Genomic DNA, 24,382 nt, shown 5'->3' on the forward strand with positions numbered 1-24,382 from the left:
TCACCAAGCCGACGGCCGCCAGCCGGGCCTCGCCTCTCCAATTCTCCTCCAGTCCAAGGATCTACCATTCCCGCCTCACCTCAGTTCCGCGCCCTTTCTCTTGGCGCCGGTGTCCAGTCCAGTACCCTGCTCGCCCTCTCCGCAAATGGAGTTCTCCCGAAAGTCGATTACGCGATATTCGCCGATACCGGATGGGAACCCAAAAGCGTGTACGCACACCTCGACTGTCTCGAACGGGAAATCGCCGCACCGGCTGGCATACCCATCCTCCGAGTCTCTTCCGGGAATATCCGCAATGATGCCTTGGACCCCGATCACCGCTTCGCTTCGATGCCGCTCTATATCCTCAACACAGACGGCCGACCTGGGATGACGAGGCGCCAGTGCAGCGGGGAATACAAGGTCAAGCCAATCAAGAAGGAGATCCGCAAGCTCCTCGGATATCCCTATCCGACGCGGGTTCCGAAGGGCGTCTTCGTCGAGCAGTGGATCGGGATATCTACCGACGAATTTCATCGCGCCAAGGACGCGGACGTGAAGTACATGCGCAACCGGCACCCGCTGATCGACATGGACTGGACACGTTCGGACTGCATCCGCTATCTCACCTCTCTCGGGCTCGCGGACACCCCGAAATCGAGTTGCCTGGGCTGCCCGTTCCACGGAAATGCCCAGTGGCGACAAATCCGTGACTCCTCGCCTGCCGAATGGGCGGATGTCGTCGAGTTCGACGCCGCGATCCGGAAGGGCAACGCCCGCGCCAACGCGACCGGCAACACCCTGCTGGGCCAGGCGTTCCTGCACCGCTCGCGCGTCCCCCTCGACCAGGCCCCGATCGACCACGTCACCAGGGCCGAGCGCGCCGCCCTCGACTCCGCGGCCGAAGCCGAGGCCGACGCCGCCGAACTGGGCGTGGTGAATGGCTGCTCGCCCTGGAGCTGCCGGGGGGACGAGCCGGAGCAGGACGACTTCGGACTCGCGTCGTGATCCCGCCGAAGGGGCTCGTGCTCGACCTGTTCGCCGGCCCCGGCGGCTGGAGCGTCCCCCTGCACCGCTTCGGGATCCGGGACGTCGGGCTGGAGTGGGACGAGTGGGCGTGCCGGACGCGGGCGGCGGCCGGTCTGCTGACGATCCGCACCGACGTGGCGATGTACCCGGCGTGGATCTTCGCCGGCCGGGTCCGGGGGTTCATCGCCTCGCCCCCGTGCCAGGCATGGTCGAGGGCGGGCAAGCGGCTCGGCCTCCTCGACCAGGACCTCGTCCACCAGGCGGTCGCCGACCTCGCCTCCGGCCTTGATACGCGCGAGAAGCTCCTGGCTGCCTGCCGCGACCCCCGTTCCCTGCTCGCCGCCGAGCCCATGCGCTACCTCCACGCCCTGCACGCCGCCGGCGAACCGGAGTGGGTGGCCATGGAGGAGGTGCCCGACGTGCTGCCGCTGTGGAAGCAGTACGCGCAGATCCTGAGGTCCTGGGGCTTCTCCGTGTGGTGCGGCATCCTCAACTCGGCGGACTACGGGGTGCCCCAGACCCGGCGGCGGGCGATCCTGGTCGCCTCCCGTGTCCGTACCGCCGAACCCCCGACGCCGACCCATGCCGAGGTCGCCGAGCCGGAGGGCTTGTTCGGACCGGGCCGCACCCGCTGGGTGTCGATGGCCGAGGCTCTGGGCTGGGGGGCGACCGACCGGCCCGTCCCGACCGTCTGCGCCGGCGGCGGGCCCGGCGGCGGCCCCGAACCCTTCCCCTCCGGGGCCCGCAAGACCCTCGTCGCCGCCCGGGCGCGCGGAACCTGGACGGCTCCCCCGGCCGTCGAGGACATCGTCCTCAAGCCCCAGACCCGCGGAGCGGGGTGGACCGCCCGTCACGGCGCCCGCGGCGACAGCCCCGCCACCGGACCGGCCCCCACCTGCACCGGCAAGACCGGCCCCTGGACGTGGTCCCTGCGCAGCAACAACCAGACCAACGCCACCGTCCGGAGCATTGACGAGCCGGCCGGGACGCTGTTCTTCGGGCACCGCGCCAACGAGTGCACCTGGATCGCCGGACCAGCCCCGGCCGGAAACGATGACGCTCCGACTCCGGCACCGATCAGGATCACCGCAGCCGAAGCCGGAATCCTGCAGTCCTTCCCCGCCGACTACCCCTGGGCCGGGAACAAAGGCCAGCAGTTCTCCCAGATCGGCAACGCCGTCCCCCCGAGACTCGCCGCGCACATCCTCGACCCGCACCTCGACCGCACCCTCACCACCGACGACTTCACCCTGGCCGCTTGATGTCCCACAGCACCGATCCCGACGAGGACGAACTCGGCACGACCCCGGCGCCGCACCCGGTGTTCCATGCCGAGCAAGCCCTCCTCGGCGCACTCCTCTTCGACCCACGCCTCCTCGGCGACGTGCCCGGAATCTCCGCCGACTCGTTCTCCACCGCCGCGCACGCCGCCCTGTTCACCGCCATCAGCACCCTGCCGCCACCCGACCCCGCCGAACACGCGAAGAGCGCCGCATGGCTTCACCAGGTGCTCACCGCGGGCCGGGAACAGGCGCGCGGCCTGAGCGCCTCCTACCTGCACACCCTCATCCAGGTCTGTCCCTGGCCCCGGCACGCGCCGGCCTACGCGCGGATGGTCGAGGCCGAGCACGCCCGCCGCCGGCTACGGACCGCCGCCGACCGCCTCGTCCAGACGGTCCACGACGCCTCCCTGCCTGAGCCCGTCCAGGCCGTGCTCGCCGAGGCCGACACGCTCACCGTGACCGTGGACGACATCGCCACACGCTTCCCGCCCCGCGCCGGCATCCTGCCCCGCACCCCCGTACCCCCGCCGGACACCGTGCCCGACCCCACCGAAGCGGCGGAGGAGGAGCAGCTGCTGCTCGCGACCGCCACCGCCCGCCCCGCCGACATCGAGTCCGTGCGGTGGCTGCTTGCCGAGGACTTCACCCAGCCCCTGCACGCCGGCCTGTGGCAGTGCCTCACCACCCTCGTCCGCCGCCACGAACCCGTCGACCCCGTCACCGTCCTGTGGGAGGCCCAGCAGCGTGGGCTGCTGCACGACGGAAGCGAGCCGAGCGGCGTACTCCGCCTCCTCGCCGAGCCCGCCGGGTCCGTCGGGCACTGGGGCCAACGCGCCCTCACACGCTCGCTCCTGACCGCCGCAGACCAGACCGGCCGACGCATCCAGGCGTACTCCGACGACCCGATGAACACACCGTTCCAGCTCGTCGCCGGGGCCCGCCGGGCCCTCGCCGACATCGGCGCCATCCGCACCCGCTGGCAGCACGCCACCGGGCACGCCCTCCCCCAGCCAACGCGAGCCACACGCGCCGGCCCCGCGATCCGCCGCGCCCCCGCCGCCTCGCCGCCGGCACGTCCCGTCGCCGCCGGCCGGACCCCCTGACCCCCCGAAAGGCCCCGATGCCGTACGCCCCCACCAACGCCCACGTCCGCTTCGCCCTGCACCCCGATCACCACCCCGCCGTCATCGCCACCACGACAGGCCCCACGGCCGACGCCGCCCGCTCCCACCTCCACGACCACGGATGGCGCAGCACCGGCCCGGCCACGATGGTGCTTGCCCGCATCGACTGCGAAGAGCCCCACTACACCGCCCAGGCCGCCGAGCAGCTCCGGCGGTACGGCTTCACCATCGAGATCGACACCGCCCTCCAGGAGGAGATCGACACCGAGTGGACCTGGGCGAACTACCCCATGCCCTGGTGCAGCCGCGAGGAGATCCGCGAGGTCGGCGCCGCGGCCCAGCGCATCCACGACGACATCGCCGACGGCCGCCTGGTCATCCACCTGCACGCCCACGACGGCCACACCACCGTCGCCGTCGGCTCCTACAAGAAAGGCGTCCGGCGGCACGTCTACCTCCACGGCGAGAACCACCTGCGGCAGACCTCCACCTCGTACGACACCGAAGCGGAGGCCGTCGCCGAGTTCCACCGCCTCTACTCCGTCGCCGTCCGCCCCGGACCCGCCCCCCTCACCGACCTCGAACAGACCATCCGTCAGCTCCACGCAGACACGCCCCCGTCCACCGCCGAGGAGACCTCTGCACCCGCGGCCGAACCGCCGGTCGCGGAGCCCGGCGAGCACGAGGCTTTCCTCGCCGCCCTCTTCGACGAGGAGCGCCAGTGGGATAGGTATCGTCCCCTCGACGAGACGACCATCGCCTCCCACGAATCCCTCACCGTACGAGTGGAGTTCGACCACGAAGCGCGCCACCGCACCGACGTCGCCTGGACGATCGCGGAGTACGACGGCCCCGTCGGCGAGCGCCTCTGGCACGCCACCCTCACCGCCGGCACCCCCGTCCCCTTCATCCGCACGATCCTCCAGTACCTCGACGCCCCGCCCCCCAGCTCCGCAGACCACCCGGACCACGTCCTCCACAACGCTGCCTGGCACCCGGCGAGCCACCCCGCCCGCACCACCTGGACGGCACCGGACCGGACCATCGTCTTCGAGTCCACCCCGCACGCCGTGGAAGACCGATGGACGCTGTACGGCGGGGAGGACCTTGACCGGGCGGCGTGGACCATCCGCCTCTCCGCCGGCGTTCCCCGCACTCTCCTGGCCGAGCTCGCCCAGACCGCCGCAGACATGTTCCCGTCACCCACACAGCCGACCCCGAGGCCGCTTCCGGCGCCCGCCCGCAGGCTCCCCTCAGCCGTGCCCGCCCAGCGCGCCCGCGGCCGGTAACCGGCCCCGGCCCGACTGCCACCGACGGCGCGCTCTGGGCCGGACCACGGCCGCGACGCTCAACTCCCGCCCCGGCGTCGCTGCCTGCGCCTCCTGGCACCAGCTGGACCTTCGTGAGACCGGTCGCAGTGTTCCACCGTTCCGATATCAGGCGATCAGCTGACAGGACGGGGACAAGTCCGATAGATCTTGACCCATGACCGACGCCGCACCCGGGGACCACGAGCCCGAGGGCAGCCAGCCCGAGGAGAGCCAGCCCAAGCCCTTGATCAAGAAGGCGCGCGACTTCGCCAAGAGGCACAAGGGAAAGATCGTCATCGTGACGAGCATTGCTGCCGCCGGCGCCGTGGTGCTCTGGACCATCCTGGAGCAGCGCGCCGAGGCCCTGGCGAACACCGAGGAGTACGAGGACGCTTCGCAGGACGCCGAGAACATTGAGGTGAAGGAAAGCAGGGACGACTCTGCCTCCAGTAGGCCCCCGCGGAACTCCCCTGTCGAGCACGACGTGCAGGGGCACGAGAGGACCCTTCGCGACGGGCGCATCATCGAGATCCCGCCGCACAAGCGGGGCGGCGCCAAGGACGAGAAAGCGGACCCTGGCGACGAGGATTCCGGCGAAGCTGCGGCGTGACCGGCCACGCCGGAGAAACGGGGTGCACTGCCCCCAGGTGAGCGATCACCATGAGGGACATGACGCTGGATCCGGAGAACCCCATACCCTCGCCCCTCGACCTGGAGAAGTCTGTCTTCGCAGCCTACGGGGGAGCCGTGGCCGCGATCTCGACTGTGGAGCGCAACCTGCACCTCGCGCTCGTGAATGAGCGCATCGCCCGGGCGCGGCAGGAAGGCAACACACTGGCTGACCCGTTCGGCAAGGCCGAGCGCGAGACCTTCAATGCCCTCGTCAAGAGGGTCGCCCCGCTGTGTGCCAGCGACTCCTCGCTGGCCGCCGACCTCGCCGTCGCGGTCAAGCGCCGCAACTACCTGGTCCACGACTTCTGGTACTACAAGGTATACGCCGCCCTCACCGAGGACGGCCAGAAGGCTCTGCTCACGGAACTGCGTCGTGACAACGCGGTCTTCGAGGACATCAACGAGCGGCTCGTCAAGGCCGTCGTCGACCCTGGCCTGGTGGCCCTCGGTGTCGACCCCGACTTCGGCAAGGTCGCGTTCATGGCGACCTTGAAGGCTTACGAAGAGGCGAGCGAGTAGCCTCTCGCCCGCCAGACGTGCGGGGGGCGTGCTCGGCGCGGCAGCGGAACGCTCATCCCGTGCCCGACGCTCGCACTCCCCCTCGGTCGTCACCTGCGCGGGTGAACAGGTGGCGGCCCGGACCGCTCCTCGGTCACGATGTCCGGATGCAGGATGACGAACCGCTGGAGGAGTGGGCTCGCCGGCGCGATGCACGCCAGGCCGCCTCGAAGGGCAGGCGGCGCGCGGTGCCGCTCGGTGACCGCCCTCATCGTGGGGCCCACGTGGACCCCGACGCCCCGAGAGCGATCGAGGAGTGGACCGGTACCGAGTGGATGGTCGTCGGCGTCGTCGAGGACTTGGCCGCCGCGAAAGCCCTGCTGTATCCGCCGCCGCCCCTACAAGAGAAGCCCGCCGAGTGGGACCGGCCTGCCATGGGCAAGGGACGGGGCCGGCACCGGAAGCCGTCCTCAGCTGAGGACCGGGACCAGTAGGTCCGAGGTGTGTCCCGGTCTCGCGCCCCTCGCTCATCTCGAAGCTGCCTCCGATTCCTCCCCTGGCCTCGCTCGGCCGCAGCACCTGACCCTCTGATGCGGATAGCTCCGCGTTACGGTCGAAGCGACCTGCACGGCGCCGTTCCGGCGTCCGAGCCATCGCACCGAGGAGACCGACCGTTGGACACCGCCCCCCTGCCCACCGACGGGAACCTTTTCTGGCAGGAGCGCCGGACCTGCTTCCTGACCACCCTCCGACCCGACGGCTCCCCGCACACCACCCCGGTCGGCGTCACCTACGACCCCGAGACGCGGATCGCCCGCGTCATTACCGATGGCGGCAACAAGAAGGTCCGCAACGTCCGCGCCGCCCTGGCCGCCGGGGGCGAAGCCCGCGTCAATGTGAGCCAAGCCGAAGGCCGGCGCTGGTCCACCCTCGAAGGCACCGCCGTCATCAAGGACGACCCCGCCGTCGTCGCCGACGCCGAGCGCCGGTACACCGAGCGGTACAAGACCCCGCGCGTGAACCCCAACCGGGTCGTCATCGAGATCACCGTCACCCGCGCCCTGGGACCCACCAAGCCGTCCGGCTGGTGACTCCTTCCGGTCTCGGCGCGGGCGCAATATAGGCGAGGATCCCCGGTTTCGGAAACCGGGGATCCTGCGGAGGATGGACGACACCACCGCCACTTCCCCGCCCCTCCGTCGAAAGGCACCTCCACCACCGAGACCCCCGCCCCGCCACGTGCTACGCCGCGGCGTACGACAGCCGGAACAGCTCCAGTGCCCGCTCCATGTCCTTCTCCGTGCGCAGCTGGACCTCCAGGTCGCCCGTGCCGTGATGGCCAAGCCCGGTCACGTCCCGGGTGAAGCCCGGCACGAGTTCCACCGTGGCCGGCGCGACCTTGAGGTACACCAGCAGCTTGTCCTGCCGTCCCGTGACGCAGGCGAAGTTCCGCAGCCGCTGGTAGGCGTCGTACTGCTTGCGCTCGACCTTCGTCACGCCCTCGCCCAGCCCGAGCAGCGTCTCGTCGACCACGGCCGCCAGCTCCGCCATGGCGTCGGTCCGCCGGCGCGGTGACGTTCCCCGTCCGCCGCGCGGGCTCTGCCGCCGCGTCCCGCTGCCCTGGGCAGCGACCGACGCGACCGTCTCCAGCGCGATGTGGTGCTCGCCCAGCATCGTGTAGCGCACGAGGTCGATGGACCGCCGGTGCTCGCGTACCGCGTGCAGGTCGTAGCGCGTAAAGCCGCCGGCCACGCAGATCAGCCGGGGCGTGCTCCACAGAACACTGGCGGCTGCCGCCGGCCCGAGCCGCTCGCGGACCAGAGCCTCGAACTCCTCCCGGTGGTCCATCAGCCACGCCATGTAGAACAGGCCCTGCGACAGCACACCCGGGTCGGTCGCCCGCTTGTACTCAACGATCACCGGCGAGCCGTTCTCGTCCAGCCCGAGCGAGTCGATGCGCCCGCCATGGACCGGACCGGTGCTGTACTCGGTGGCCAGGAAGCGAACCCCGAGCATGGACTCCATCGCGCTCTCGACGAGCGCCTGCACATCGCCCTCAGCCTCAGCCAGCCACGGCGCTACCTCAGTCACGCCGTTCGTCGTGTCGAACAGTTTCAGGTACAGCCACCCCCACTCAGCGATTGCCAAGCGGGAACGCCGAAGAGGCGGAAGATTATTTCCTCGGAAGACCGCCCCCATGCCGCACCCCCGCTGCGGCGGCCCACCAGCGGTTCCTGGTGCCGTGGCGAGAGGGCGACGCCAAGCCCGCATGTTGCAGCGCGACGCTGGTTGCCATGAAGACTTCGTTGCAGTTCTCTAGCAGTATGCCGAGGCACCTGCTGTCCGTGGAGCACACGAAGATCCGCACTTTGCGCGAACAGGCTGGACTCACTACGCAGATTCTTGCTGATCGCGTGGGAGTCACCCCTCGTGTGGTCGTGTACTGGGAAGAGGGCAGATACACACCCGAGGCCCGAAATGTTCGTCGACTCGCGGATGCACTCGGCTGCACCACTGCGGACCTCACAGGCACCCCAAGCGGGGCCGAGGAACTAATTGACCTCCGCTATGGAGCCGGCCTGACCGCGGAAGAAGTCGCCAGCCGTCTTCTCGTGACTCCAGTCGGTCGTGACCTGTTCGTCGATGCGCACAAGATCCGCAGTCTAGAGCGCGACCGTCGGGTCTCTGGCTGGAACTGGAAGAAGCCGGAGCACACGGGCCGGCTCGTGCAGCAGCTAGCCGCCGTGTACGAGGTGCCGGTCCGGTTGGTGCTGGACGCATGGATGCGCACACGGCCCGCGGATGAGCCCCCGCGGCTGCCCGAGCGGGAGCGGCACGGCCCTCCGGAGTCGGCAGTCGAAGGCTGGGAGGGGTTGAATGATCGGCAGCGTTTGTATCTGAGAGAAATCCTGCGGGATGACCGGATGACCGAGGCTGAGATGTGGATGCGCAGGCAGAACAGGGTGAGCGTTCCGCCGGCAAGGCAGTGGCGGAAGTTGCCGTTTGCCCTCGACGCGCCTGTAGAAGCGGTCGGCTATACGCGTCTGCAGGCGCGTCTGCGAAGCGCAGGTGTGCACGATCAAGGCGCTGGGGCGACCCTCCACTCCCTGGAGCGGCTGCGGCTGATCAAGGTGGTCAAGGATCGCATGGAGGTTCCTGGGATTGGCGAGGTGGACCGGACCTTGGTGGAGATCACGCGTCGCGGCCGGGCCTGGGCCCGGGCCGGGCTAGGCGAACCGGTTGAGCCCCCGCCGCCCGCACATCTTCTGTCCGAATGGCTGTGGGGCGTTCTGCTACGTGTTGCCGCAGCCGACCCGAAGGGCCTCCACGAGAGCGACCTGACGGGCAAGTCGTTGTTCTATTTGGCGGTCGGCTATCGACCGAGGCGCCAAGCACACCCCAGTCGAGGTTTCATCGAACTGCGGCCAGTGATGGCGCCAGGCGATACGCATGTCCTCGAGTACCGGTGGCACGTCACCACGCTGGGACGGCATCACATTGGCGCCTACCTGCACATATACACGGAGATGTACCCGTGCGCGGCAACCTCGCCGCAGTGATCGTTTCAAGCGGCCTGATGCGTTTCGGGCCCGTTGTCAGACTCGTGCTCTACGGTCGTCTCTCGTGACGACACGAGTCGATGACGACGGCCTGACGTTCTCCCATTTCGAGGCGTTCCGCCTGATCAACTTCACCTTCATCAAAGCCTGCCAGACGATCACAGCCCCGGATCTGAGCCCGCGGCACCGGGCCGAGAAGCTCATGCGTTACCACGGGGACCTGCTCGCTGCATACGGCCCCGGAGTGCCGCTGTCGTTCGGCGAGTTCCGACGTAAGTTGCACGGGCCCGTCGAGGGACTTCTTCCACCGTGGTTGGACCGGTCCGGTTTCGACGATCTCGCCTTCCCCGTCGTGGACTCTGAGGGTTGCGTTACCGGCAGCGCCTTCGATCTGCAGTGGGAGACTGCGCAGCTCCACCGAATCTTGCAACGGCTGAGGCGGATCGGGCGGATGCGGTTCACGGAGGAGCAGCTTCAGGACGAGATCGACCAAGATCAGATGTACGAGATCCTCAAGGGCCGCGGCGACGCTCAGTACGTCGTGGACCGCACCACGCTGGTGGAGTGCCCCGCTGGCACGGCCACAGAGCTGAACAAACGCGGCCTGCCCCTCAACGCGATCGGCTTCTACGAGCCAATCCCGTACCACGCCATCTACCGCACCTGGTGGTTCGGCTGCACGGTGTGCAAGTGGCCCATGAAGATCAGCAAGCGGATGAGCGCGGGCCGCGAGTACTACCGCGTCGCCTGTCTTTACGGCCGTCACGCCGATACCGGTGCCAGCTTCGTGTTCCGGCCCACCTCCGGAGATGCACCACAGCTGCACCCCGACAGCCCCGACACCCCGGCACCGCACGAGGCAGCGCTCGCGCTGGAAACCACCGGTGCCGTACCGGAGGCGAAGCCGGTTGAGGGGCATCTGGCCCTCAAGCGCGGCGTGTGGCGCTACACCTGCGTCCCCGGCCTGCACGAGCTGCGTCTCCACGCCGTTCTGCGGGAGCGGTTGGCCGCCGCACTGCCAGATGTAAACGAAGCCGTCAGGCTCTGGCCGATGAGCGATACCTACGACCATCGCATTGAGGTCAAGGGCCCTGATGGGAGCACGCACGTCTTCACCGTGGATGTGAAGGACTACACCCATGGGCGCGTCCTGGCCGAGAGCCTGCACCGCAACGATGGCGACAAGGGCGGCGCCGAATGGCTCGTCGTTCCCGACCACCGGGCCGACCAGATCCCCCTGCTGACCGTAACCTGCCACAAGTACGGAATGAAGGCCGCAACCATGACCGACTTCGCCCAGATGGTCTGCCGGAGCGCTGGAGTGGCGTGGGTATGAGCCAGATGACCGTCAGGGACGCCTTCGTCCGCGCTGCGCTGGCCCTGGCCGCCCACTACTTCCCGCAGCAGGACGACGATGGCAAGCCGCTGGCCTCATTCCGCCACGCAGCGTTCTTCGCCAGTTGCAAGCCCCAGGCGTGGGAGAGGTGGAGTGAACTGGGCGGTGAGGAACGGCTGCTCGTGGCTGAGGTGATGAAGGTCAGCCACCCCGACCTCGCCGACGAGAAGCGCTTCGCCTCCGCTGCGCGGATCCTCCTGGGCGCCATGAACATCGGCAACGAGGAGGACGAGGAGAGCACCCTCCAGCTGTTCAAACTGGCCGGTGATCCTCTCACCGCCGCCGCGGCCTACCCCTTGTTGGGAGGGGACTACCTCGGCTACGCCAAGAGCATTCTGGCGCCTTTCCGGCGGCCGAGCAGCCGGCGCAAGCCTCACGAGTTCGCAGCGCCGGGCCAGACGTACGAGACGAGTGAACGCACCGACGGCAACGAGATTGTCCACGGCCGCGTCACCATCCCCCGCTTTCCCGCTTTCACCCAGCCCCTCGGCCACGACACGCTTCCCGCCCTGACCACCCGGCCCAGCCTCAGCACGGTCCGGGTCACCGTCCAGGAGCTGAAGGACATCGCGCAGCTCTTGGACACTCAGTACGAGGGCACGGAGGCAGGCCCCTGGCTGTACAAGGTACTGACAGGTCTGCTTGACCGGGTCAAAGCCCGCGACACCGACACCGTCGACGTACTGGATTTGCTGGCCGGCCGGACCCATATCTTCCACGCACCCACCGGAACCGGAAAGTCTGTGCTGGTGCGGCTCCTGGGCTCGTGGGCCGCGCTCAACAACTATCGTGTGACCCTACTCGTTCCCGATGTCAAGGCCACCCTCGCCTCCGTCTGGGACATCAGCCGCGACCTCGAGATCCTGCACCGGGCGAAGAAGACGGACCACTTGGCGACATGTGCCCCGCTGATGTCGCCGTCCTCCCGTCACGAGCGGGCCCTGAAGCATGCGGCCCTGGTCAAGGAGGATCCCGACGCGCCTGGTGAATGGGGTAAGCGAGGGCTCCGTGACGTCGACCACCTCGCCTACGGGTGCGCACAACAGCACTGGCTGGACTCAGCTGGCGTCTACCGTCCCGGCAAGGAGAACTGCCTGAGCCTGCGCGGTGGCGGCGAGATGCTCGCATGTCCCTGGATCCCGACCTGTGGCAAGTTCACCCCCGCCTACCAGGCCGCTGACGCCACCGTGATCGTCACCAACCACCACAACTTCATCCAGGGCACCATGCGCGTGGGCATTCAGATCGATGGCCGCCCGGTCCGCTCCGTCACCGTCCGCGAGTTCGTGCTCCGCGCCAGCGACTTCGTCATCATCGACGAGATCGACGCCTTCCAGGCCGTGGCCGTCGACCGCTGCGCCTCCACGGTCGACCTGCACTCCCGACGGCCGTGGACCGCAGAACCGCAGGTCCTCGACACTGCAGCCAAGCACCTTCCTCTGCGCTTCGAGGACCAACTCATCGAGCCAGTCAGCCACGTCCGGCTCATGGCCGAGTCGTTGCTGACCGGCCTTTGCACCAAAGCATTCCGCCTCAACCACCACGACGACGCACGGGTGTCGAGGTTGCGGCACGAGTACGACTACGAGGGGTGGCGCCTTCCCCGCTCCAAGGACCGCGAGCTCATCAGCCTCCTGTTCCCCGAGTACCAGGTCAGCGATGGACAGCCGATCCCCGCCGAAGCTATTCACCGACTGAACGCTCTCGTGCCGGCTCCCGACCTCGGCGAGGACGACGAGACGATCCCCGACCCCATGCTTCTGGCCCCCGAATGGGAGCGGGTCAACAGCATCCTGGGAGCAGTTGTGTCGCCGCGCGGCATCAACCAGCGAGATGCCATCAAGCTCCGGCTCCACGAAGCGCTCGCTCCGATGATCAACGACGGCCGCACACGCAACCGGGCCATCGACCACCTCCTCATCCGCACCCTGATGAGCGAACTGGACGTATCACTCGCCGTTCTGCGCGACACCGCCCAGTCTCTTCGCCACTCTGGACTACTCACGGCCAACCGCATCATCGATGCGATGCGCCCCGGCGGCGTCGCCGACGTACTTCCCCACGGAACGATCGGCAGGCCGATCAACGGCTACCGGGTCACTGGGATGAAGAACCCGGAGAAGGACGCCAAGCTCTCCACCCAGCACATGGCCGGCGACCCGCACACCTACGTGTCGGAACTCGGCGGGCTGGTCTCGCTGCTCACGGCCGGCGTGGAGCGGCCCGTCTTCGGGCTCTCTGCCACGGCGTACTTCCCCCAGGCGGTCAAGGAACACGTCCACGCGCCTGTGATGTGGTGGATGACCGACGCCCAGGAAGAGTCCATCCTGGTCGAGTCCTCGGCCGTCACCTACGGCTCCAGCCACCGTAAGGCTGGAGAACGCATCCAGATTGCCGGCCAGTTCCCCGCCGACAAGCCCGAAGCCTTGCGCGAAATCGGCGAACGCTTGTACGTGACGCAGCTATCCAGGAAACTCGCACGGCTGGCCAAGTCGGACTCGACCCGCGCCCGGGTGATCCTTACGGCCAACAGCTACGAGCAGTGCGGTCACATCGCCACCGGCCTCGCCAAGGCAAAAGGGCTTTCCCACCGCGTGTGTGTCCTCGTTCGAGAGGAAGACCGCCTCAGCAACGTCCGTCACCTTCCCGATCCGTCTCTGGTGCGCCGCATCACCGTCGAAGAGGTGGAGGATTTCCCCCAATTCGGCGACATCCTCATCGCCCCGCTGGCTAACATCGCCAGAGGACTGAACATCGTCGTCAATCTCCGCTCAGCCATCCACTCCATCTACCTGTGCGTGAGGCCCCCGCTGATCATCGATGACCCCACCTGGATGTATGGCAGCGTCAATGCAGCAGGCATCAACTCACTCCCCCTGCACGGCGCTTCGGACCCGGTGCAGGCTCTCCAAGCGGCCCGGACCGCATCACGCGAACACCTGAACACCATTCTGCGTTCGTCGCCACAGCTGTCGACCATGGATCTCGTCCTCCAGGAACAGATGGTCGCCGGAATGCTGGTGTCCCTCATCCAGCTCGCGGGCCGGGCACGACGCGGCGGCACCAACATGGAGCTGCACTTCGTGGACTACTCCTTCCAAGACGAGACCTGGAGCTCCGACCTGGCCAGCATCATCGAACGAATGAGCTCCCGGTGGCTGCCGGAAGAACGACGCCAGATGGCCGAACTGTACGGCGAAGCGGTCAACGCCTTCTTGACATACGCCGGTGTCGACCTCGCCCTCTCCGCATAGCCCAACGCTTCTCCCGAAAGAGATCACAGCATTGAGCGACAACACCGCCACTCTCCCGAGCACTCTCACCCTGCGATGCACCCCGGAACTCGTCGAGGGACAGAAGGTGTACGTACGGATCTTCCCTCGTAGCGTCAGGGATGAATGGGAGAAGGTGAAGGACGACGGGGACGGCGACCAGAGGGGCCAGCAGAACCCGGACGAGAGGAAGAACCTGCCGTACTCGACGGCGGTGACCTACCTGAAGTTCAAGACTGGCGGGTACGTTCACCTGGACCGGTACCTGAACTTCCTGGTCTCACTGGAGAAGATCGACGACGACACGCTGCGACACGTCTTCCGGTGCGTCGTCGGGTACAGCAAGGGACTCGATACCGACCAGGCCATCCTCCTCGACGTGCCGCCGGTGGCCGACGCCATCGCGAACACACCCGAGCAGGAGTTCGAGATGGCACGCTTCCTCAAGCCGGCACCGGGCAGGCAGCCGAAGTGCCCCGACTGGATGTACGTGGCCGTACCCTGGGTGATCTCCAAGAGGCTTGCCGAGAAGAAGTTCACCGTCTACGACCTCGTCCCGATCACCGAGCAAGTCGCTGCCAAGGAGAAGGACGGCTCCCCCAAGCTCGACGCCGACGGCGAACAGGCCTACAAGAACCGCACGATCGGCTGGAAGGCCAATCCGAATAAGAGGGACGTCACCTATCTGCCCGACAGCAGGGGCGGCCTCATTGCCTGGGACCATCCCTTCGGCCGCAAGTACAACCGCCGTGACGACGCCACCGAAGTCAACGAGGCCACCATGGCCCAGTATGCGATGTCGCGGCTTTCAGTAGTCATGAAGACCGAGCCCAACGTCGTCCACCCCGTCATCTTCCTCGACGCCCATGTCACGCGGGTCCACAGCAACATGGTCCACGCGAAGTCCACCCACATCTACCAGGGCAGCGACGGACTTCCCATCCTGCACACCGAGCTCGTACGCAGCGGCAGCGTCCGAGCAGTCAACCAGCGGGCCCTTGAACTGCTCGCGCGTGACGAAATGGACATCAGCCTCCTCCAGGCGCTGCAGACTCGCCTGGAGGAGGAACGAGCCATTCTGGAGAAGGCCGCAAAGGAAGGGGAGTTCCCCTCCTTCATCACGCCGGATCCCGGCGTGCTCCGTCCTCTCATGCCGAAGAACGACAACTTCGCCGTCGGCACGGGGCCAGGAACCCTCCACCTTCGTCTCCTCGCCGAACATGTCTCCAAGGTGCTGGGCGAGAAGGCCAGCTGGGTCGATTTCACGGTTGAACCGATGACCTTCGAGCCGCGCCCCACGGACAAGAACAAGATGGACCCGCAAGAGCGTGCCAAACGCATCGAAGCCGGCGAGCTTTTGCACACCATCGGCTTCCCCCCGCCCGAAGAGATCACCGCCTCCGTGGAGGCCCAGGGCTTCGAGCATCTGCGGATCGTATGTCTGTGGTACCGCTGGAGTACCCGCCTGCGCATGATCAACGCGCTGTCCCTGGCCTTCCCAGACGGCCCGCCCATCGGCGATCCGAAGCCAGGCGACGTGGTTCCTCTTGCTCCTGGCATCAGCGTGGTCTTCCGCCAGGCCGAGCGCCTCCTGTCCCATGGCGACGACGTAAACCGGGCCGCGGAGCTGAAATCCCTAGAGGACGACTTCGCCGGCGACCAGCCCCAGGTAGTGGTCGGCGTGTGGTGTGAGACTGAGATCCCGGCTCTGAAAAGGAAGGAAGGGGAGAAGCGCAACGCCTTCCTGCTGCGCAAGGAGCGCCACGACGGAAAGTTTCAGGTCCGCCGGCTCCTGGCCAAGAACGGCCTCGTCTGTCAGTTCACCAAGGGGATGAAGCCGGGGGCCTTCGGAAACCCCGCAACAGAGATCAGCCCTCCGAAGCCTGGGAAGGATCACGCCGCCTACATGGCCCTCCTCGACCTGTACCGGTCACTGGGCATCATCGACCAACGCCTCGCACGGGCCCTCGCGAAGGACAAGAAGGGACACGAGGCCGGCAACCTCGTGTACTGCGGCATCCATGCCCGCCGGCAGGCCAAGACCCCGGACGGCAAGCACACCAAGCGGATCATCGTGGCCACCGCATTGTTCCCGCCGGAGGATGAGAGCGGCGCCTGGACCATGCGCGCGTGGACTCCCCACATCGGAGCATGGGTGCCCTACCCGGAGGCGATCGCCGCCTTCCATGCCAGTGACTACGCCCTTCACGTCGACGGCAAGGGTGAGACGGACAAGGAACGCTGGGTGGAGGCGGCAGCGCAGGTCGAGGATGCTCTCGCCAGCCTCGTCCGCGATGAGCTGGAGCCGGGTATGGGCTACGTCGTCATGGTCGACGGCCACGCCTGCCGCAGGATGTGGACAGGACTCCACAACGAGAACCAGAGCTACCAGGAAGAGGACATCGCCGATCCCCGTACCTGGCTGCCGGGGTACGGCAAGGGCAGGAACGCCCCACGCAGGAAGCCGAGCGCGGTCATTCGGATGAACGTCGCCCCCGACGAGGTACCTCAGTACGTTCCCGTCCCCCGCGACAGCGACCCGGAAAGCGAAAAGGAATCCATCACGTTCGCCTCGGCAAAACTGCACCGCGGCAAGGTGGACTTCGGCAACCCCTTCTGGATCCTGTTCAACATCCCACGCAACTACCAGGCCAAGGGCGGAGACCTGGGCAAGGGCATCACCCGCTGGGACGCCGATCCGGGCAGGGGAGGCGAGGAGGGCGAGCGGGAGACGAACGAGCTCAAGTCCCCCTGGTGGGCCATCACAGCAACCGAGATCTACCCAGTCGGCGTCGCCGACGGAGTCGACCGGACGATGCTCGCTCGGGCGACCGCCCGCTTGTGTCACCAGACCATCGCCTGGTCGGACCGATCCCGCTACCCCGTGCCCCTGCATGCCGCTAAGCAGCTTGACCTCGACCACCCCCAGTACCGACGGTCAGCTCCGCCCGAGGAGCAGGGGGATGAGGCCACAGACGAGTAGCCCCGCAGCCACATCCTGGTGGAAAGGTTGCGCACCACACTCAAGTGCAAGCTGACCGTCGTATGTGGCGCAGGGATAGAGCACGATGCGAGCAGCACGCCAAGGGCCGACAACCGTGAGAGGTTGCCGGCCCTCCGCGCTCGTCAGTCGACGAGGTAGTGGGCTTCGATGTAGGCAACGGTGGAGCCGTACGGTTCCCCCACAGGCTTCAACATGTACCGGCGGAAGACCGCGGCGGTGGCACGGCGGACGCCTCGGTTGCGGGCCTCAGCGTTGTCCCATGACTGGGCGAGGGTGCGCTTGACCACCTGGTCGATCTCCTCGGCCAGGTTCCGCTCGGTGACGGTGAGGCCGGACGGTGCGTGGTCGTGGATGATCCGCGACAGGACACCTACATGGTCATCATCCAGCACGACGGCTTCGTCGGGGTGCTTCTCGGCGTTCACGATGGCACGGGCGACTCGGAGCGCGTCGGCCAGGAACTCCAGGGCGTCCTGAGCGTTCTGGATGATCCGGTCCCGCAGCTGCCTGATCCGCTCTGCCAGGGCGGTGTACTTCGCGGACCCCGGTTCGACCCCCTTCTCGAGAGCGGCCTTGATCTGGTCCAGGATCTCCGCCGCAGATGGCGGCCTCTTGTCTTCGCTGTCGTCCTTGTCGGACTTGGGGCGGACGAGGGACAGCAGCTCCTTGAGGATGGTGATGCCCTGAGCGTCGAGGACGAGGGGCTCCTCCTGGGAAGCGACCACAGAGAAGGAGTGGACATGGGCATTGATTATCTCCAGGACCATCGGTCCCAGCTCGCCCAGGCGTTCCTTCCTCTCCTCGTCGGAGGACTTCTTGAACAGGGTCGTGTACGCGGACCCGAACAGCCCGAAACCGTCCTGGTACTTGGCGATCCGCTTGTCGGTGTTGATGAGCGGGTACAGCCGGGCCAAGAGCCGGTAGTCCTTGGAGAACACCTCTGCGGCAACAGGGTCGGCGTCGAGGAAAACATTGATGGCTCGTACCGACTCGTAGCCGTGGACCGTGAGGTCCATGCCGTCCACGTTCGCCAACAGGTCTTCGATACGGGCGAAAGTGGTGCGGAACTCGGCGATGAGGTCGGTCACGTCGGTGACGAACCCCCCACCCTTGCCGGTGGCCCCCTCCGCCGTGGGGTCGGCAACGGCCCGCTGGACCTCCTCGGCCAGGCTGATGTAGTCCACGACCACACCGGAGGTCTTCACGAACCCGGTCGGGGACACCCAGGTGCGGTTCGGCCGGGTGATCGTCTGGAACAGGTTGTGGGCCTTCAGTGGCTTGTCCAGGTAGAGAACACCCTCGTTGGGGGCGTCGAACCCCGTCATCAGCTTCGCGGTCACCACCAGGAAGCACAGCGGATCGTCCGGGGTGAGGAAGCGCCGCTTCTGGTCCTCCTCCTCGACCTCCGAGAGCTTGTACGGCCGCATGGCGGGATCTTCGTCTTTGGAGTCTGAGACGGAGATGTTCACCTCGGCGGTGATTCGGTCATGCTTGCCGACCTCGGCGAGTACCTGTGACGCCTCGAAGCCGGCCAGCAGCTCGTTGATCTTGTCTGTGTATGCCACGGCCAGCTCACGGTTGTAGGCGACAACCTGGGCCTTGAGGCCGTTGCGGTAGGCGCCGGCCAGGTAGTGGTCCACGATGTCCTGGCAGACCGTCTGTATGCGTTCGGGGTTGGCGAACACCGAGGTGAGGCGCCCGAACTTGCGCGACAGAGTTTCACGGTCGGGGTCGTCGAGGTCGAATTCGTCGGCGAACTGGTCGAACTCAGCCTGCAGCGCCTGGTCGTTCATCTCGAAGGTGACCGGGTGCGGGTCCAGCATGACCGGGACGGTGGCCTCGTCATGCAGGGATCGGGACACCGAGTAGCGGTGCAGCACCCTGCCCGGGTCGGTCTCCTCGCCGAAGAGGGTGAAGGTGTCGGTGGCGAGGTTCCTGATCGGAGTGCCGGTCATACCGAAGAACTTCGCATGTGGCAACGCTGCACGCATCTGCCCGGCGAGAGACTCCTCTTTGGAGGACTGCGTGCGGTGTGCCTCGTCGACCAGCACGATGATGTTGCGGCGGGTCGACAGGTTCTTGCCGGCGTCGGCGAACTTGTGGACGGTCGTGGAAATAACGCCGCGTACGTCGTCGGCCAGCAGGGATCGAAGCTCCTTGCTGTTGGCGGGCTGGTGGAAGTAGGCGTTCCCCATCGCGGAGGTGAATACCCCAGAGGTCTGCCGGACGAGGTGGGTGCGGTCAGAGAGCAGGATGATCGTTGGCGAATCGGTCCGGGCGTCGGCCAAGAGCAGGGAGGCGGCGAACACCATCAGCAAGGTCTTCCCGCTGCCTTGGTGGTGCCAGATCAGGCCCTTCTGGCCGTCGGCCAGGACCCGCTTGTGGATCAGATGGGCAGCTTCCATCTGCGGATAGCGGGGCAGATACTTCTTGTCCGCGCCGCCTCCGGAGGTGGCGAAGAGAGTGAAGTTGGCGAGCATGTCCAGGACCGTGGCCGGGTTGAGCAGCAGCTCGACAGAGCGTTGCACGTCTGCCTGCCCCGAGAGGGTCTCATCGTCGATGGTGGACCGGAACGGTTGCCACAAATGCAGGGGGGCGCCGGCGGCACCGAATCGCAGCTTCAGTCCGTCGGAGGCGATGGCGAAGACGTTGGGGGTGAAGAACCAGGGGTACTCGGTGGCGTACACGTCGTTGATCTCGCGGGCGGCGCCGGCCCATCCGGCCTTCGCGGTCGGTGACTTCACCTCTGCGACGACGAGGGGCAGGCCGTTGACCCAGTAGACGAGGTCGAACCGTCGGGGGGTCTTGCCGGGGATGGTTATGGTCACCTCGTCCGACACGACCAGTGTGTTGTCGATGGGACGCTCGAAGTCGACGAGCTTCAGGGCGTGCCACACGCCGTCGGCGTCCCGGAACTCCTTGTGCCCGCGGAGCAGGTGCAGCACCTGCTCGTTGGCTCGCACCAGCCCACCCTCGACGGCGTTGACCGTGGCGACGATCTCCTCCACCACCGCGTCCGGGTCGTATCCGCCGATCACCTCAGGGTTAAGCCGGACGATGGCATCCCGCAGATGGCTGACGAGCACCGTCTGTGTCGTCTCACGCGGTAGCGACCTGCCGGCTGTGAAGTTCCAGCCCATCGGCAAGGACCATTGGATCATTAAGTTCTGGAACTCGCGCTCCCGAATGCCCTTCGCCACGCCTTAGACCCCCATTTCGACAGACTCAATCTCGATGGTGCGATCCAGCAAGCTGGAGAGCAGGCTGGAGCGTGCATTCCGGAGGCGGACGACCTCAGCGCGTACCGCATCGGTATTCGCACGGACAGACAACACAGCGGCAGAAACCTCCCGCTGCCGGTCCAGGTTAGTAAGTGGGATGGGTGTGTCACGAATGCGACCCTGGCTGACGTTGACCATTGAGGCGCTGGTTCCTGTAGCCGAACTCGTGAGGTGAGTCCGGGCCGACTTCAGAGCCATGGCTACCACGAGGAAGTCCGGGTCAAGTTCTGATGACGGCACCAGTCGAAGAGTCTTGTCAGCAAGGTAGAGGCCATCTCGAACATCGGCAGGGACTCGTGCGACGGCCCCGACTCGCGAAGGCGTGTTCGCTCGCGTGATGAGTACGTCTCCCGGCTGAACAAGAGCGGCCTCGGGCATTAGCGTGCCAGGTAGAAGGCTCTTGGTCTCTTCCGGGAGGAACGCGAAGGGCGTGACCGCGCTGACCTTCAAAACGCCAAGCTCGTCAGCGCCCGGGGGCCTATTGTTCGCCTGGGGACTCTTGCCACCTCGAATGTCATTGAGCATCGTCCCGAGAGCTACGGTTGGTTCGTCCGCGAGCATTTCCTCGGCAACGGCCATTGATACGCGGTCCAGCGCCTTAGCTTCTTTGTCGAGTGCTGTGATCTGGTCATCGACCGAATCGAGAATCTCGACGATCCGAGCTTGTACCTTTCGGGGTGGGACCGGCAGTTGGATCTGCAAGAGCTGCTCTGGGTTGAGACGCTTGCGCCGTTGAACCGTCCCGCTCACTCGGTTTTTCATCTCTGCCCACAGTCGCGGTGAGCCACAGACGTGCCTCATCCAGTCGGGCATCAGATCTGGGCCGAGTGTAAACGTCGGAAATTCGTTGCTGACGACGAATCCGTCGAACTCGGCAGGTACTACAGCGATTGGCCCTTCCCACGCCGTCAATTTTCGCATTACGACCTGGTCGGTGCGCAGCACGTTCATCGCTGCGTACTCTGTATCTCCGCCGTCGAGTTCTCCTTTTGCGACAACGCCCTTCCCTGCGTTCAAGACCCCAGCTAGGTGGTAGGTAGTTGCAGGCTTCATCGGTGTGCGTTCGATGTCGAGGTGCATTACTTCCCCGAGCGAACGAAGCGGATAGCCGGCACTCGCCGAAATCTTCGATTCCTGCGACGGAACGGCTACCTTGGGACGTACGGGAGTCTCCAGATCACCGAGGCTGATCTGCTGCCAGTCACTCATCGAAGCCCTCGATCCCGGCGGCAGAGAGGACCTCGAGCATGCGCTGCTCGGTCTTCTGGCGCTCGGCGCGGGCGATGTTGTAGGCGTCGATGAGGGTGCCGAGGTCCTCCTGCTCGGCGGCGGCCTGCTTGATGTAGCGGCCGATGTTGAGGTCGTACCCGTTCGCCACGATCTCTGTGGTGGGGACGAAACGCGTCGAGAGGCCGGCACCTCCGTCGCCGTCGAGGCCCGAGTGGTAGGCGGTCACGATGTCAGTGATGTCTACATCAGTGAGAACGTGGCGGTTCTTGGCTTTGGTGAAGCGCGTGGAGGCGTCGATGAACAGCACGCCTTCCTGCCGCTCCGGGGTCTTAGTGCCGGGGGCGCGGAATACGAGGATGCAGGTCGGAATCGTCGTGTTGTAGAAGAGGTTCGCGGGCAGCCCGATCACGGCTTCCAGGAGGTTGTCGTTCAGGACGCGCTTCCGGATGGCTGCCTCTTGGCCGCCCCGGAAGAGGACGCCGTGCGGCAGGACGACGCCGGCACGGCCCTTCTTCGGGTCCATGCTGGCGATCATGTGCTGTACGAAGGCCCAGTCCGCCGACGACTGTGGGGCGACTCCGCCGATGGCGCGCGGGTCGTTGGTCCAGGGCTTCCACTTCAGGCTGTAGGGCGGATTGGCGACAATCACGTCGAACTGCTTCACGGACCCGTCCGGCTTCTTGAAGCGCGGGTCCCTCAGGGTGTCGCCGACCTCGACCTTGAAATCGGTCAGGTTATGCATGAAGAGGTTCATGCGGGCCACACCTGCGGTGTCCGTTACCGCCTCCTGACCGTTCAGGCTGAGGGAGTACCCCCGACCGCCACGGGCCTTCAGAAGGCTCGCGGCGGCAATGAGCATGCCACCAGACCCGCAGGTCGGGTCGTACACCGACTCATTATTCTTGGGGGCCAGTAGTTCGATGATCAGCTCGACGACCTCACGCGGGGTGAAGAACTGACCGGCGCGCGTGCCGGACCCGTCGGAGAAGCGCTTCAGCAGGTACTCGTACGCTCCGCCGAGCACGTCGTGGGACATGTTGCCCTCGTGCATCTTGGGGGAACGATCCATGGCCCGCATGACCGACGCCAGCACTTCCCCTGGCAGCACCGCTTCGGAGGTCCAGGTCATGGACCCAAAAATGCGGGAGAACTTGTCAGGGTTCGCCGACTCGATGGCCTGGAGAGAAGCGCGAACCCGCTGGCCGAGGCCGTGCTGGGCGACGGTGGCGAGCATGGATGACCAAGAGGCGCGGCGCTCGGCGACAGTGCCAGGGAAGATGAAGGGGATCTTGAACGTCTGGTAGTTGCTGTACTCGACCTCGTCGGCTTCCTCGGCTGAGAGGCCGAGGCCCTCGTTCTCCTTGAGGAAGATCTGGTGGGTGTGCTCCCACGTGTCCGACAGGTACTTCCAGAACATCAGCGGGAAGACGACCGAGGAGTACTGCGCTTCGGGCATTGCCACGCGCAGCTCGTCGGCGGCGTCCCACAGCCGGTTCTCGATCTCCTGCTGGGTCACTGCCATCAGTCGGTGGTGTCCTTGCTCGTCAAAGGGCGGCGACCCGAAGGCCGTAGGTTACGGTGAGTAACCGACATGTCAGGCTCGGAATGTGCCGCGTGTCCCATCGTGTGTGAGCCCGCGCGGGCGTTGCACTACCCCGGGCGGGCGACGCACCAACGATATCGCTCGGCTATGACAAGCGAGGCCTGCGGCCAGCAGCTGATCGTCCACGCTTGATGATCTTCACGCTGCTCCAGTGTAGGAAGCCCAGCCGGCTCCGGGACAGCGTGCGGGCCGCTTCCCTCCTCCCAAACCCGCTGCATTCAATGATCCGGCCAGCGCGTACTGGCCTAACCTTGGTCCGAGGTGTGCCGCCGACCGGGTGCGCACCGGGGGTGAGGACAGAGGCGCGTGTTCGACAAGTGGCTCAGGCCGCAGACCGTGGAGCAGCCGGACGGGCTGCTGGAGTACCAGCTGCTCGCCGACGACGGGCTGATCGAGGACGACGAGCTTGTCGAACGGCTGGGCCGCGAGGTGATGCGGAACTACCTGGCTCCCGGCGAGCTCGCCAACGTCTTCGACGACCTGGGAGCGCCGGAGGTCGCCGGCTACCTGAGGAAGAACAAGTTCCCTGCAGACCGCAAGATCCGGCACGGGGACTTCGGGGAGATCATCACCGGCGCCCTCTACCGCAGGGTGCGCCGATGGTGCGTCCCGGTCCTGAAACTGCGCTACAAGCAGACCCCGGCCCAGGCCGTGCAGGGCACGGACGTGCTGGCGTTCCGCTTCCGGCAGGACCCTCCGACTATCGCCGTGCCGGAGGTGAAGACCCGTGCTTACCGCGACTGGAAGGTGGGGAACGAGGCGTACGACAGCCTGGAGAAGGTCCTGGGCAGGTTGGATGAGAGCATCGCCTTCCTCATGGCGCGCTGCCACGACCGCGGCCATACGTTTCTCTCGCACCGACTCGGCGCTCTGTTGCGTGAGGGGGCGCCGCGCCATGTGGAGCGGCACATGCTCTTCGTCCACGACGCCAAGTCATGGAAAGAGGACATCGTGACTGGGCTGGGCGCGAAGGTGACTCAGCGCACCGAGCTGACCGTCGTCAAGATCGACGATCTCAAGGAGTTCGTCGGCAGGGTCTACGACGCGGCCGAGACCGCCCCCGCCAGCGCCACCACCAGCGGCAAAGACAACAGAACGGCGGGAACAGCGTGAGGGACGATGACGGAACCGTACGGCGTCT

17 protein-coding genes are annotated in these 24,382 nt (G+C 66.5%); 13 read left to right on the top strand and 4 right to left on the bottom strand.

All coding sequences use genetic code 11. From position 1 onward, the window contains the following. Window positions 1-126 precede the first annotated feature (126 nt). The 8 genes from IF73_RS37725 to IF73_RS0117755 all read left to right on the top strand — a co-directional run bounded on the left by IF73_RS37725 (window position 127) and on the right by IF73_RS0117755 (window position 6,986). Window positions 127-987: a hypothetical protein gene (locus IF73_RS37725; RefSeq protein WP_031008926.1), complete on the top strand. Its 861-nt coding sequence runs from the start codon at window positions 127-129 to the stop codon at window positions 985-987. After that, window positions 984-2,270: a DNA cytosine methyltransferase gene (locus IF73_RS0117725; protein WP_031008928.1), complete on the top strand. Its 1,287-nt coding sequence runs from the start codon at window positions 984-986 to the stop codon at window positions 2,268-2,270. Before IF73_RS37725 ends, IF73_RS0117725 begins: the two co-directional genes overlap by 4 nt. Further along, a complete protein-coding gene (locus IF73_RS0117730; protein ID WP_031008930.1) occupies window positions 2,270-3,394 on the top strand; it encodes a DnaB-like helicase N-terminal domain-containing protein in 1,125 nt (374 codons plus the stop codon). Before IF73_RS0117725 ends, IF73_RS0117730 begins: the two co-directional genes overlap by 1 nt. A gap of 17 nt (window positions 3,395-3,411) precedes the next feature. After that, entirely contained in the window at window positions 3,412-4,704 is a 1,293-nt protein-coding gene (locus tag IF73_RS0117735) for a DUF317 domain-containing protein (RefSeq protein ID WP_051716929.1), read from the top strand. A gap of 196 nt (window positions 4,705-4,900) precedes the next feature. Then, window positions 4,901-5,335: a hypothetical protein gene (locus IF73_RS0117740; protein WP_031008934.1), complete on the top strand. Its 435-nt coding sequence runs from the start codon at window positions 4,901-4,903 to the stop codon at window positions 5,333-5,335. 59 nt (window positions 5,336-5,394) lie between these two features. Beyond that, window positions 5,395-5,916, top strand: coding sequence for a hypothetical protein (locus IF73_RS0117745; RefSeq protein WP_031008937.1), 522 nt, complete (start codon window positions 5,395-5,397; stop codon window positions 5,914-5,916). Window positions 5,917-6,062: 146 nt separating this feature from the next. Continuing rightward, window positions 6,063-6,389: a DUF6087 family protein gene (locus IF73_RS0117750; RefSeq protein WP_031008939.1), complete on the top strand. Its 327-nt coding sequence runs from the start codon at window positions 6,063-6,065 to the stop codon at window positions 6,387-6,389. A 180-nt stretch (window positions 6,390-6,569) separates the two neighbouring features. Continuing rightward, entirely contained in the window at window positions 6,570-6,986 is a 417-nt protein-coding gene (locus IF73_RS0117755) for a TIGR03618 family F420-dependent PPOX class oxidoreductase (RefSeq protein WP_031008941.1), read from the top strand. A gap of 151 nt (window positions 6,987-7,137) precedes the next feature. Here the strand turns inward: IF73_RS0117755 and IF73_RS0117760 are convergent, their stop codons facing one another. After that, window positions 7,138-8,043: a DUF5655 domain-containing protein gene (locus IF73_RS0117760; protein WP_234338262.1), complete on the bottom strand. Its 906-nt coding sequence runs from the start codon at window positions 8,041-8,043 to the stop codon at window positions 7,138-7,140. Between the two features lie 197 nt (window positions 8,044-8,240). Here IF73_RS0117760 and IF73_RS0117765 point away from each other — a divergent pair, with 197 nt between their 5' ends. From IF73_RS0117765 to IF73_RS39555, 4 genes are all read left to right on the top strand, one after another. After that, window positions 8,241-9,455 (top strand): helix-turn-helix transcriptional regulator, encoded by a 1,215-nt coding sequence (locus tag IF73_RS0117765; protein WP_158822035.1) that lies wholly within the window; start codon window positions 8,241-8,243, stop codon window positions 9,453-9,455. Between the two features lie 64 nt (window positions 9,456-9,519). Then, on the top strand, window positions 9,520-10,791 hold the full coding sequence (locus tag IF73_RS0117770) for a hypothetical protein (protein WP_031008948.1): 1,272 nt from the start codon (window positions 9,520-9,522) through the stop codon (window positions 10,789-10,791). Next, window positions 10,788-14,105: a hypothetical protein gene (locus tag IF73_RS0117775; RefSeq protein WP_031008950.1), complete on the top strand. Its 3,318-nt coding sequence runs from the start codon at window positions 10,788-10,790 to the stop codon at window positions 14,103-14,105. The genes IF73_RS0117770 and IF73_RS0117775 overlap by 4 nt, the downstream gene beginning before the upstream one ends. A gap of 31 nt (window positions 14,106-14,136) precedes the next feature. After that, window positions 14,137-17,106 (top strand): RNaseH domain-containing protein, encoded by a 2,970-nt coding sequence (locus IF73_RS39555; RefSeq protein ID WP_051716933.1) that lies wholly within the window; start codon window positions 14,137-14,139, stop codon window positions 17,104-17,106. 143 nt (window positions 17,107-17,249) lie between these two features. Here IF73_RS39555 and IF73_RS0117785 read toward each other — a convergent pair whose 3' ends face one another. Genes IF73_RS0117785 through IF73_RS0117795 form a run of 3 tightly spaced genes read right to left on the bottom strand, consistent with a single transcriptional unit; the run spans window position 17,250 to window position 23,160 of the window. Then, window positions 17,250-20,327 carry a type I restriction endonuclease subunit R gene (locus tag IF73_RS0117785; protein ID WP_031008963.1) on the bottom strand — a complete coding sequence of 1,026 codons (3,078 nt, stop codon included), beginning with the start codon at window positions 20,325-20,327 and terminating at the stop codon, window positions 17,250-17,252. Window positions 20,328-20,330: 3 nt separating this feature from the next. Then, on the bottom strand, window positions 20,331-21,617 hold the full coding sequence (locus tag IF73_RS39560; RefSeq protein ID WP_078868112.1) for a restriction endonuclease subunit S: 1,287 nt from the start codon (window positions 21,615-21,617) through the stop codon (window positions 20,331-20,333). Continuing rightward, entirely contained in the window at window positions 21,610-23,160 is a 1,551-nt protein-coding gene (locus IF73_RS0117795) for a type I restriction-modification system subunit M (RefSeq protein WP_031008967.1), read from the bottom strand. The genes IF73_RS39560 and IF73_RS0117795 overlap by 8 nt, the downstream gene beginning before the upstream one ends. 387 nt (window positions 23,161-23,547) lie before the next feature. On the opposite strand from IF73_RS0117795, the gene IF73_RS0117800 reads away from it, so the two are divergent. After that, window positions 23,548-24,354, top strand: coding sequence for a Hachiman antiphage defense system protein HamA (locus IF73_RS0117800; RefSeq protein ID WP_031008969.1), 807 nt, complete (start codon window positions 23,548-23,550; stop codon window positions 24,352-24,354). Window positions 24,355-24,382 lie beyond the last annotated feature (28 nt).

Source organism: Streptomyces sp. NRRL F-5727 (assembly GCF_000719555.1).
In the GTDB taxonomy this organism is placed as follows: domain Bacteria; phylum Actinomycetota; class Actinomycetes; order Streptomycetales; family Streptomycetaceae; genus Streptomyces.